We start from the raw sequence: 11,661 nt of genomic DNA, 5'->3' as shown, positions 1-11,661 counted from the left end.
CGGAGGGGACCAAAATTGCGCAACCGCTCCATTGCCCTGCTGCTGACCGGGCTGCTGGCCATGGCGGTGTTCGCTTTCGGCGGCCCCGGGCTCCTTGAGACCCTAGCGGGAAGTACGACGCCGGCAGCCAGTTCCAGCGCGGCTCCGGTCCCGGGTGATCCCGTCCCGGGTCCTGCGGAGGTTTCGGCCCCGGCGGTAGTTCCCGCCAACCCGTCCGGGTTGCCCGCGATCAAGGAATCCCAGCTGCCGGCCGAAGCGCGGACTACCCTCACCGCCATCCGTGCCGGCGGCCCCTACCGCTACAGCCAGGACAACCAGACGTTCGGCAACTTCGAGCGCATTCTCCCGCGGCAGGGCTCAGGCTATTACCGCGAGTACACCGTGCCCACCCCGGGTGAATCCGACCGGGGAGCCCGCCGCATTGTCACCGGCTCCGAGGGGGAGAAGTACTACACCCAGGACCACTACGACTCGTTCAAATTCATCGCAGAAGGCAGCTGAACACCCTCATGAAAATTTACTCCGCCGACACCTGGACCATCGAAGAACTCCAGGAACAGGTCGCCGACGCCGGCCGCCGCAGCCTGGTGGTCCCCGCCGCCGACAGTAAGAAGGCTGTCCTGGAAACCTTCGGCGAAGTGCTCGCCTTTCCTGAGCACTACGGCGTGAACATGGACGCCCTGAACGACTCCCTGCACGATTTCGCGGACAGCATCGGCGAGAACGGTAGCGCCCCGGTCACAATCCTTTGGCAGGTGGCCGCAGCGTTCCGGGGGGACAGGTCCTTCGGGATCATCTGCGAGGTCCTCCAGGATGCCGAAAGCTACGCCGGCAGTGACCTCGCGGTCACGGCCGTGCTGCTCTAGTTAAACCGGTTGGCCCCCGCTGTCCGGAAGACGGCGGGGGCCAACAAATGCGGTGGATCAGGCGTTGACGATCAGCCCCAGCTCAGCCTTGGAAGCCAAGGCCTCGTGCCGGGGCAGGACGCGGACGGTGTAGCCAAAGGGACCGGAACGGTCTATGACCAGCGAGCCGCTGAACAGGTGGCGCCCCTCGCCCAGGTCCTCTTTCGAGTTCAACTCCATCAGGGTGACATCCGCCAGGGTGTCGCTTTCCTCGGCACGGCCATAAGCCACCTCCACGGACACGTCCTCCGGTGAGAGGGTGTGCAGCGCGATGTAGGCGTTCACCTGCAGGGTGTCCCCGATCTGAGGGTCCTCGGAAACGCCCACGGAGTCCACATGTTCGACGTGCAGCAGAGGCCACGCCGAACGTACTTTGGCAGTCCATGCCGCCAGCACACGGGCCTGGGCGTAGGAGTTGGCAACGGCCCTGCGTCCGGCCTCGGCGGCGGGGCGGTAGAGCACGTTGACGTAGTCGTGCAGCATGCGCTCCGCGGAAACGGCCGGGCCCAGATGGGACAGCGTGTGCTTGATCATTGACACCCAATGCGTCGGGACTTTCTCGGTGCCCGTGGTGGACGGTCCGGCAGCACCGGCGCTGTCAGACACCGTGTTCCCGTAGAAGCGTGGCGCCACCTGGGTTTCCAGGAGTTCGTACAACGCCGCGGCCTCGATGTCGTCCCGCTCCTCGGGGGACGCGTCGTTGTTGGCGGTGGGGATCGCCCAGCCGTTCTCGCCGTCGTACATTTCATCCCACCAGCCGTCCATCACCGAAAGGTTCAGCGAACCGTTGATTGCGGCCTTCATGCCCGACGTACCGCACGCCTCCAGGGGGCGGAGCGGGTTGTTGAGCCACACGTCGCAGCCCGGGAACAGCGTCCTGGCCATCGCGATGTCGTAGTTCGGCAGGAACGCGATGCGGTGGCGGACCTCGGGGTCGTCGGTGAAGCGGACCAGATCCTGGATCATTTTCTTCCCGGCATCATCTGCCGGGTGGGACTTGCCGGCGATCACCAGTTGGATCGGGTGTTCCGGATGCAGCAGCAGCGCCTTGAGCCGGTCCGGCTCGCGAAGCATCAGCGTCAGGCGCTTGTAGGTGGGAACGCGCCGGGCGAAGCCGATGGTCAGCACGTCGGGGTCCAGGACGCTGTCGGTCCAGCCAAGCTCGGCGTCGGCGGCGCCGCGTTTCTTCCACGCAGCCCTGAGCCGGCGGCGTACGTCCTCCACCAACGCGGTGCGCATTTCACGGCGCAGCGCCCAGACGTCTGCATCGCTGACGTTGTAGGCAAGGTCCCAGCGGCCCAGGGCTTCGGCCTCGGTGCCGAACTGTTCCCTCGCGAGCCGGGAGATGCGCCCGTCGACCCAGGTGGGCACGTGCACTCCGTTGGTAACGGACGTGATAGGCACCTCGGAATGGTCGAACCCCGGCCACAGGGCCGAGAACATCCCGCGGGATACCTCGCCATGGAGCTTGGCGACGCCGTTGGCCCGCTGTGCCAGCCGGAGTCCCATCACCGCCATGTTAAAGACTGACGGGTTGCCGTCGGCGTAGTTTTCCCGGCCCAGTTCCAGGATCCGGTCCACGGGTACCGCGGGCGCAAGCCCGGCCTGGAAGAAGTGGTGGATCTGGGAAATCTCGAAACGGTCGATGCCGGCCGGAACGGGAGTGTGGGTGGTGAAGACCGTGGACGCCCGGCCGGCGGCGAGGGCTTCGTCGAAGCTGAGGGCGGCGTCGCCGGCCATCAGTTCCTGGATGCGCTCAACCCCCAGGAAGCCGGCATGGCCCTCGTTAGTGTGGAACACCTCGGGCGCGGCGGTTCCGGTGAGCTGCTGGTACGCGCGCAGCGCCTTGACTCCGCCCATCCCCAGCAGGAGCTCCTGCTGGAGCCGGTGGTCTCCGCCGCCGCCGTAGAGGCGGTCGGTGATGCCGCGCGCGGCGTCGTCGTTGCCGGGAACGTTGGAGTCCAGCAGCAAGAGGGGAACGCGTCCGACGTCGGCACGCCAGATGTGTGCCAGCAGCCGGCGCCCGTTGGGGAGCGGGAGTGAGATCTGCAAAGGCCGGCCGTTGCCGTCGGCGGACGGTTCACGAAGCAGAGTCAGGGGGAGGCCGTCAGGGTCGAGTACAGGGTACGTTTCCTGCTGCCAGGCGTCGCGGGAGAGTGACTGTTTGAAGTAGCCCGCCTGGTACAGCAGGCCAACGCCGATCAGGGGCACGCCCAGGTCCGAGGCGGCCTTGAGGTGGTCGCCGGCCAGGATGCCCAGGCCACCGGAGTACTGCGGCAGGACTTCGGTGATGCCAAATTCGGGGGAGAAGTACGCGATGGCGGCCGGGGCATCCTCGCCCAGGCTCTGGTACCAGCGGGGCTGCTCAAGGTACCGGTCAAGGTCCTCGGCGGCGGCGCGGACCTGGTCCACCACCGAGGGGTCGGCGGCGAGGCGCTGGAACTCTTCGCGGCTGACCCGGCCCAGGAAACTGATGGGATCCTGGCCGGATTCCTCCCAGATGCGGGGGTTCAGGGCCGCGAAAAGTTCACGGGTGGGCCGGTGCCAGGACCAGCGCAGGTTGGTGGCCAACCGGGCCAGCGGCCTGATGGGTTCCGGGAGGACTGTTCTGACGGTAAATCTGCGGATTGCCTTCACCTGCGCCACACTAACCGACAACATCAACGTCCGGAACAGCTTTGGCTTTCTTTTAGGTAAATGACAGTTGGCGTGGCGGATAAGTCGAATCGCCGCGACAAAAAGCAGCGCAGGCTTAGCAATCTGAGCCATTTCTCGCTAACGTCGAGCCTGTGACGACTAACTCAGCAACCCCTGCCGCCTTGAAGAAAAAGCCGAAAGGCAAAATCACCGACGGGCTAAGATTTGGCCGTTTTCCGATCACTGCAGTGCAGCCTGCGGTGGAGGGTGGGAAGTATCCTGCCAAGGCCCTGCCGGGGGAGGGAATTGTGGTGGGCGCCACGGCCTTCCGGGAGGGGCATGACCAGCTGGGTGTCAGCGCGGTCCTGCTGGATCCCCGCGGGAAGGAACGCCAGCGCGTCAGGCTGGCGCCGCCCAAGGGGGAACGCGGCCTCGGTACCGACCGCTGGGAGGGCATCCTCACGCCGTCGGCCGTTGGAAACTGGACGTTTTTCATCGAGGCCTGGCACGACCGCTACGGAACCTGGCACCACAACGCCGAAGTCAAGGTGGCGGCAGGCATCGACGTCGAATTGATGCTCGCCGAAGGATCGGCGCTGCTCTCGGAAGCGGCCGCCGACGCCTCCCGCAATGCGTCGGACCGGCGTACCCTGCGCATGGCGTCTTCCATTCTGGGCAACGGGTCCCTCACCGATGAGGAGCGTCTGGCAGCCGGCTTCGGCGCTGACGTCGCCGCCGTGGTGGACCGCCAGCCGGTCCGCGAACTGATCACCGTTTCCGAGCAGTTCCCGCTGCTGGTGGAGCGCGATCTCGCAGGCCGCGGAGCCTGGTACGAATTCTTCCCCCGGTCCGAAGGCGCCGTCAGGGACGCCACCACCGGGGCGTGGACGTCCGGGAATTTCCGGACCGCGGCGAAGCGGCTGGACGCGGTGGCGGAAATGGGCTTCGATGTGATCTACATGCCGCCGATCCACCCCATCGGTATCCAGCACCGCAAGGGCCCCAACAACACCCTGATTGCCGGCCCGCATGATCCCGGCTCGCCCTGGGCCATCGGCGCCAAGGAGGGTGGACACGACGCCATCCACCCGGAACTGGGCACGTTCGAGGACTTCGACGCCTTTGTTGCCCGCGCCAACGAACTGGGCCTGGAAGTCGCCCTGGACCTGGCGCTGCAGGCCGCGCCGGACCACCCCTGGGTGCAGTCCAACCCGGAATGGTTCACGACCCGGGTTGACGGGAGCATCGCGTACGCGGAAAACCCGCCCAAGAAATACCAGGATATTTTCCCGCTCAATTTCGACAATGATCCGGAAGGGCTTGCGAAGGAAATCCTGCGGATCGTGCTGCTGTGGGTCAGCCATGGCGTGAAGATCTTCCGGGTGGATAATCCGCACACCAAACCGGTGTGGTTCTGGGAATGGCTCATTGGCCAGGTCAACAAAAAGACCCCTGGCGTCGTGTTCCTCGCGGAAGCGTTCACGCGCCCTGCCATGATGCACGCCCTGGGCCGGGCGGGCTTCCAGCAGTCCTACACCTACTTCACGTGGCGGAACACCAAAAAGGAACTCGAAACCTACTTCACGGAGGTCAGCCACGAGTCGCCGGCGTACTTCCGGCCCAACTTCTTTGTCAACACGCCGGACATCCTCACGGAATACCTGCAGTTCGGCGGTCCGGCCGCGTTCAAGATCCGCGCCGCACTGGCCGCCACCGCCAGCCCCCTCTGGGGCGTTTATGCCGGCTACGAACTTTATGAGCATGTTGCCCGCCCCGGCGCGGAAGAGTACATCGACAACGAGAAATTCGAATACAAAGCCCGTGACTGGGACGCTGCCGCTGCCTCAGGCCGGACCCTGGCGCCGTACCTGACCAGGCTCAACGCGATCAGGCACAACCACCCGGCGCTGCTGGACCTGCAGAATCTCACGGTCCACCACAGCACCGACGACGCCACGGTGGTGTACTCCAAGCACAAGACCCTGCCGGACGGCACCAAGGACACCATCATTGTGGTGGTCAACGTTGATCCGCACGGCATCAGGGAGAGCACGATTTCACTGGATCTGGCTGCGCTGGAACTGGACCCCGAGGACCTGTCGCCCAACGGCGGATTCCGGGTGGATGACCTCATTTCCGGCGAATCCTGGGAATGGGGCGAATACAACTACGTCCGCCTGGACGCGCACGTTGAACCCGCACACATCCTGAGCGTGAGGAGATTGCATCAGTGAGCTTTAATCCGCAGAGTTCCAGCCAGCATTTCACCCCCAAGAGCACGTTTGAGCTGAACGCCCCCGGCCTGGCCCACGATCCGCTCTGGTATCGGAAAGCCGTGTTCTATGAGGTGCTGGTGCGGGCCTTCGCGGATGCGAACGGCGACGGTTCGGGCGACTTCTCCGGCCTGATCGACCGGCTGGACTACCTGCAGTGGCTTGGCGTGGACTGCTTGTGGCTGCCGCCGTTCTTCCAGTCGCCGCTGCGTGACGGCGGCTATGACATTTCGGACTACAACTCCGTCCTGGATGAGTTCGGCACCATCAGCGACTTCAAGCGGCTGGTGGCCGAGTCCCATGCCCGCGGCGTCCGGGTCATCATTGACCTGCCGCTCAACCACACCTCGGACCAGCACCCGTGGTTCCAGGAATCGCGCAAGGACCCGGACGGTCCCTTTGGCGACTTTTACGTGTGGAGCGACACTGACGAGAAGTACCAGGACGCCCGCATCATCTTCGTGGACACGGAGGAGTCCAACTGGACCTTCGACCCCATCCGCCGGCAGTTCTTCTGGCACCGCTTCTTCAGCCACCAGCCTGACCTGAACTTTGAGAACCCCAAGGTCATCGAAGCGCTCTTTGACGTGGTCCGTTTCTGGCTGGACCAGGGCATCGACGGTTTCCGGGCGGATGCCATCCCGTACCTCTTCGAGGAAGAGGGGACCAACTGCGAAAACCTGCCGGCCACCCATGACTTCCTGCGCAAGCTGCGGGCCATGGTGGATGAAGGCTACCCGGGCCGCGTCATCATCGCCGAGGCCAACCAGCCGCCCAACGAGGTGGTGGAGTACTTCGGAACAGCGGAAGAGCCCGAATGCCACATGGCCTTCCACTTCCCCATCATGCCGCGCCTCTACTACGCCCTGCGGGACCAGAAGGCCGCTCCGATCATCGAGACCATGCATGACACCCCGGAGATCCCCGAAGGGGCGCAATGGGGAACGTTCCTGCGCAACCACGATGAACTGACGCTGGAGATGGTCACGGCCGACGAGCGTGCGGCGATGCTGGGCTGGTATGCCCCGGACCCCCGGATGCGCGCCAACATCGGGATCCGGCGCCGGCTTGCGCCGTTGCTGGACAATTCGCGGGCCGAGATCGAACTGATCAATGCGCTGCTGCTGTCGCTGCCTGGCAGCCCGTTCCTGTACTACGGGGACGAGATCGGCATGGGGGACAACATCTGGCTCGATGACCGCGATGCTGTGCGCACCCCCATGCAGTGGAACCCGGACCGGAACGCAGGATTCTCCAATGCTGATCCCGGCAAGCTCTACCTGCCGGTCATCCAGTCGCTGGTGTACAACTACGGCATGGCCAATGTGGAAGCCGAGGCCGCCCACTCCGGTTCCCTGCTCCGCTGGACCCGGCAGATCCTCAGCGTCCGCAAGAACCACCCTGCCTTCGGGCTGGGCGCGTTCAAACATGTCGAAGCGGACCACGACGCCGTGGTGGCGTACCTCCGGGAACTTTCGGAGGACAACACAGCGGGGCTGCCAGGCGAATCCATTCTGTGCGCCTTCAACCTTTCGCAGCACCCCGTCGCGGCAAAACTGCGGATTCCCCAGTTTGCCGGCCGCGGACTCCGCGATGTGTTCGGCGGTCAGCCGTTCCCCGGAATCGACGACGACGGATCACTGACGCTGACCCTCGGAAGCCACGATTTCTTCTGGCTGCGGATCCGCTCTGCGACGTCCAACCCGGCCTCCCCGTACACGCAGGCACTGCCCATCCTGTCCATCGAGAACTGACATGGCCCAGCCCACCCTCACAGCCGCACTAAGAGCCGTCCTTCGCGAATGGCTTCCGCACCAGCGGTGGTTCCCCGTGAAGACAGCCGATTTTTCGCTGGAACAGGCAGGCAGCCTGAGCCTTGAAGATGCCGCCGGGCAGGCCCGGCTGGAGATCTTCCTGCTGGCTGTTTCCTCCCGGACGGCCGACGGCGGACTCCGCACTGACGTAGTCCAGGTCCCGCTGAGTTTCCGGGCAAGTCCGCTTGCCGGAGCGGAGCGGGCCCTGGTGGGCCAGGCTCCCGGGGCCGGCCTGGCCTGGATCTACGACGCCGTGCACGATCCATCCTTTGTGTCCTCCTGGCTTGAGCTGATCCGGTCCGAAGCGGGCTCAAGCACGGGTTCGGCGACGGGCCACCGCACCCGGTCGGAGCATCGCCTGCCTACCGCCCACGGAATCGTCAAAGTCCTGTCCGGTGAGCAGTCCAACAGCTCTGTCATTGTTGACGACGGCGAGTCCGCGGCGATCGTGAAATTCTTCCGTGTGCTCTCCGCAGGGATCAACCCTGAGGTCGAGGTGGGGGCGGCACTGACGGCCCAGGGCACCTTCGAGGTTCCGGCCACGCTCGGGTGGGTCCGCGGGGAATGGCAAGCGCCGGCGTCATCGGGGCTCCCGGCACAGGCGCCATCGCAGGGCGAGCTTGCCGTAGCCCACGAATTCCTCGCCGGCGGCCGCGATGCTTGGCGCCTGGCAGTGGATGCCGCGCGCACCGGTGCCGATTTCACCGCCGAGGCGCATGCCCTGGGCGCGGCCACAGCCACAGTCCACCGGCGGCTGGCCGAAGCGCTCGGCACAGCGGTTGAACCGGCCCCGGGTCAGCTCATTGCGCCGGGAGTAGCCCAGCGGGTCCGGCAGGCATGGGCGGAAGCCGGTACCGCCGTCGGGCCTTACGACGACGCGCTAGGGGCTCTGCTTGGCGAGCTCGACGGCGTGCCGGCAGGGCCGCTGCAGCGGATCCACGGCGATCTCCACCTCGGGCAGATCCTGCAGGTCCCCGGCCACGGCGGCCAGCCCGGCCGGTGGGCCATTCTTGATTTTGAAGGTGAGCCACTGCGGCCCATCGCCGAACGCAATTTCCCCGATGTTCCGCTCCGGGACGTGGTGGGAATGCTGCGTTCCTTCGACTATGCGGCAGGCGCGGCGGAACGCGAATATCAGGGTGCCCGCGTTCCGGCGTCCTGGGTCGATGATTGCGCGGACGCGTTCCTTGCCGGCTATGCCGCAGTCACACCCGGCACCATCGACCGGACTTCACCGCTCTTTGTGGCATTGTGGCTGGACAAGGCCCTTTATGAAGTCGTATATGAATTGCGGAACAGACCTGACTGGCTGGCCATTCCAACGAATGCGTCCAGGCGGCTCCTCAGCATTAAAGGCTCCGGCGATCAGGCCGGGGCAGCATCGGAAGGTATGAAAATGACAGGCTCAGCACGTACAGACCGGCCCCGGGTGCCTCTTCACGTGGACCCGGACACGTTGGCCCGCGTGGCTAACGGCGAACACCACGCGCCGCACTCGGTGCTCGGCGCCCACCTGGACGACCACGGCCATGTGACGGTCCGGACGCTTAAGCACCTCGCGGAGGCAGTGAGCGTGGTGACTGCCGCGGGTTCGGTGCCGATGACCCACGAAAACAACGGGGTATGGGTGGCAGTCCTCGAACCGCTGCAGGCCGGCCACGTCCCCGACTACCGGCTGGAAGTCACCTACGCCGGTGCCGCGCCCCTGACGGTGGATGAGCCGTACCGTTACCTGCCCACCGTGGGTGAAGTGGACCTGCACCTGATCGGCGAGGGCCGGCACGAGAAACTCTGGGAAGTCCTGGGCGCGCACGTCCAGCACTACAAGTCCTCGCTCGGGGATGTTGACGGCGTCTCCTTTGCCGTCTGGGCACCGAACGCGCAGGCGGTCCGCGTCAAGGGCGATTTCAATGCCTGGGACGGCCGCGAAAATTCGCTCCGCTCGCTGGGGTCATCAGGCGTGTGGGAAGTCTTCCTTCCCGGCGTTTTAGCAGGAGCGTGCTACAAATTCGAGATCAAGTCCAAGAGCGGGCACTGGGTCGAAAAGGCGGACCCCTTGGCCTTCGGCACCGAAGTCCCGCCGCTGACGGCGTCTCGCGTAGTGGAACCGTCCTACGTTTTCAAGGACGCCGAATGGATGGCGGCACGCGCCCAGCGTGACCCGCACAATTCGCCGATGAGCGCCTACGAAGTCCACCTCGGCTCCTGGCGCCTTGGCCTGGGCTACCGGGAGCTCGCCAAGGAGCTGGTGGAGTACGTCAAATGGCTGGGCTTCACACACGTTGAGTTCATGCCCGTGGCCGAGCATCCCTTCGGCGGCTCCTGGGGCTACCAGGTGACGTCCTACTTTGCGCCGACCTCGCGCTTTGGCCATCCGGACGAATTCCGGTTCCTGGTGGATTCCCTGCACCAGGCCGGAATCGGAGTGCTGCTGGACTGGGTTCCGGCGCACTTCCCCAAGGATGCCTGGGCGCTGGCCCAGTTCGACGGCGAACCCCTCTACGAGCACGCCGACCCGAACCTGGGCGAGCACCCCGATTGGGGAACGCTGATCTTCGACTTTGGCCGCACCGAGGTGCGGAACTTCCTGGTGTCCAACGCGCTGTACTGGCTTGATGAGTTCCACATCGACGGACTCCGGGTTGATGCGGTGGCCTCGATGCTGTACCTGGACTATTCGCGCGAAGACGGGCAGTGGTCGCCCAACCGCTTTGGCGGACGCGAAAACCTGGAAGCCATTTCCTTCCTCCAGGAAGTCAACGCCACCGTCTACAAGACCCACCCGGGCGCGGTGATGATCGCCGAAGAGTCCACGGCTTTCCCCGGTGTCACCGCCCCCACAAGCCACGGCGGCCTCGGCTTCGGGCTCAAGTGGAACATGGGTTGGATGCACGACTCCCTCAAGTACGCCTCCGAGGACCCGGTCAACCGGAAGTGGCACCACGGTACGTTGACGTTCTCGATGGTCTACGCGTTCACAGAGAACTTCCTGCTTCCCATCAGCCACGACGAAGTAGTGCACGGCAAGGGCTCCATGCTCCGGAAGATGCCGGGGGACCGCTGGCAGCAGCTGGCCAACCTGCGCGCCTTCTTTGCCTACCAGTGGGCGCACCCGGGCAAGCAGCTCATCTTTATGGGCACCGAATTCGGCCAAGAGGCTGAATGGTCCGAGCAGCACGGACTGGACTGGTACCTGGCCGACATTCCGGCGCACCGCGGATTGCAGCTCCTCACCAAGGACCTCAACGAGCTCTACAGCTCGACGCCGGCCCTCTACGCGCGGGACAACGAGCCCGGCGGATTCCAGTGGATCAACGGCGGGGATGCCGACCGCAACGTCCTGACCTTTGTTCGCTGGGACAAGGACGGCAATCCTTTGGTGTGCGCCATCAACTTCTCCGGCGGTCCGCATGTGGGCTATGTCCTCGGCGTTCCCGCTGCAGGGGCCTGGACCGAAGTGCTTAACACTGATGCTGCGGCCTATGGCGGTTCAGGTGTTTTGAATGGTGGTGAGCTGATTGCCCTGGACGAAGGGCTCGATGGCCAGCCGGCATCGTTGACCGTGACGTTGCCGCCCCTGGGTGCGGCGTACTTCAAGCCCGCTCCTTTGGCGGCCGGCTGACCGAATAGTGTGAACCCGCTCTCTTAAGTGCGGGGCAAAAAGGCCCGGAATTCCTTGAGATTCCGGGCTTTTTGCTACCCGCCGGGTGGGGGTGCAGGAGGGCGTTTGGGGCTTGGTTGGCCATCCCGGCAAAGTGGTGGTAGAGTTTATTTCCGCGCTGCTCCACAGAGTCAGACCGAAAAAACCGACACGAAAGCCTCAGGCTGACGAAGTCGCGGATGCGGGTTTGACAAGATGGAGAACAGCCGGTAAGTTTGAAAAGTTGCTCCGGAGCGATCCACGGCCGTTATGTTGGTTGTGGTGGTGCCGGGTGTGTCTGTTGTTTGAGAACTCAATAGTGTGCCAAGTTTGTTGATACCAATTTATTGTATTGAATTGGTTGAATTGACTGGATCCGCCACCCCGTGGTG

General features: G+C 64.7%; 6 protein-coding genes. 5 read left to right on the top strand and 1 reads right to left on the bottom strand.

Annotated elements, in window-relative coordinates; genetic code table 11:
- Window positions 1-15 precede the first annotated feature (15 nt).
- A complete protein-coding gene (locus ASG77_RS05895) occupies window positions 16-501 on the top strand; it encodes a ribonuclease domain-containing protein (RefSeq protein WP_056342459.1) in 486 nt (161 codons plus the stop codon).
- Between the two features lie 8 nt (window positions 502-509).
- Window positions 510-866, top strand: a complete 357-nt coding sequence (locus ASG77_RS05890; protein WP_056342456.1) for a barstar family protein — start codon at window positions 510-512, stop codon at window positions 864-866.
- A 57-nt stretch (window positions 867-923) separates the two neighbouring features.
- Here the strand turns inward: ASG77_RS05890 and glgP are convergent, their stop codons facing one another.
- On the bottom strand, window positions 924-3,542 hold the full coding sequence (glgP, locus tag ASG77_RS05885) for an alpha-glucan family phosphorylase (protein ID WP_200950673.1): 2,619 nt from the start codon (window positions 3,540-3,542) through the stop codon (window positions 924-926).
- Between the two features lie 152 nt (window positions 3,543-3,694).
- On the opposite strand from glgP, the gene ASG77_RS05880 reads away from it, so the two are divergent.
- Genes ASG77_RS05880 through ASG77_RS05870 form a run of 3 tightly spaced genes read left to right on the top strand, consistent with a single transcriptional unit; the run spans window position 3,695 to window position 11,251 of the window.
- On the top strand, window positions 3,695-5,776 hold the full coding sequence (locus ASG77_RS05880; protein WP_082575864.1) for an alpha-1,4-glucan--maltose-1-phosphate maltosyltransferase: 2,082 nt from the start codon (window positions 3,695-3,697) through the stop codon (window positions 5,774-5,776).
- On the top strand, window positions 5,773-7,569 hold the full coding sequence (gene treS, locus ASG77_RS05875; protein ID WP_056342450.1) for a maltose alpha-D-glucosyltransferase: 1,797 nt from the start codon (window positions 5,773-5,775) through the stop codon (window positions 7,567-7,569). The genes ASG77_RS05880 and treS overlap by 4 nt, the downstream gene beginning before the upstream one ends.
- A 1-nt stretch (window position 7,570) precedes the next feature.
- Window positions 7,571-11,251, top strand: coding sequence for a 1,4-alpha-glucan branching enzyme (locus ASG77_RS05870; RefSeq protein WP_056342446.1), 3,681 nt, complete (start codon window positions 7,571-7,573; stop codon window positions 11,249-11,251).
- Window positions 11,252-11,661: the final 410 nt, after the last annotated feature.

It is taken from the genome of Arthrobacter sp. Soil762 (assembly GCF_001428335.1).
GTDB lineage: Bacteria > Actinomycetota > Actinomycetes > Actinomycetales > Micrococcaceae > Arthrobacter.
The sequence above is the reverse complement of the archived record's forward strand: the minus strand, read 5'-3'. Positions and strand labels throughout refer to the sequence as shown.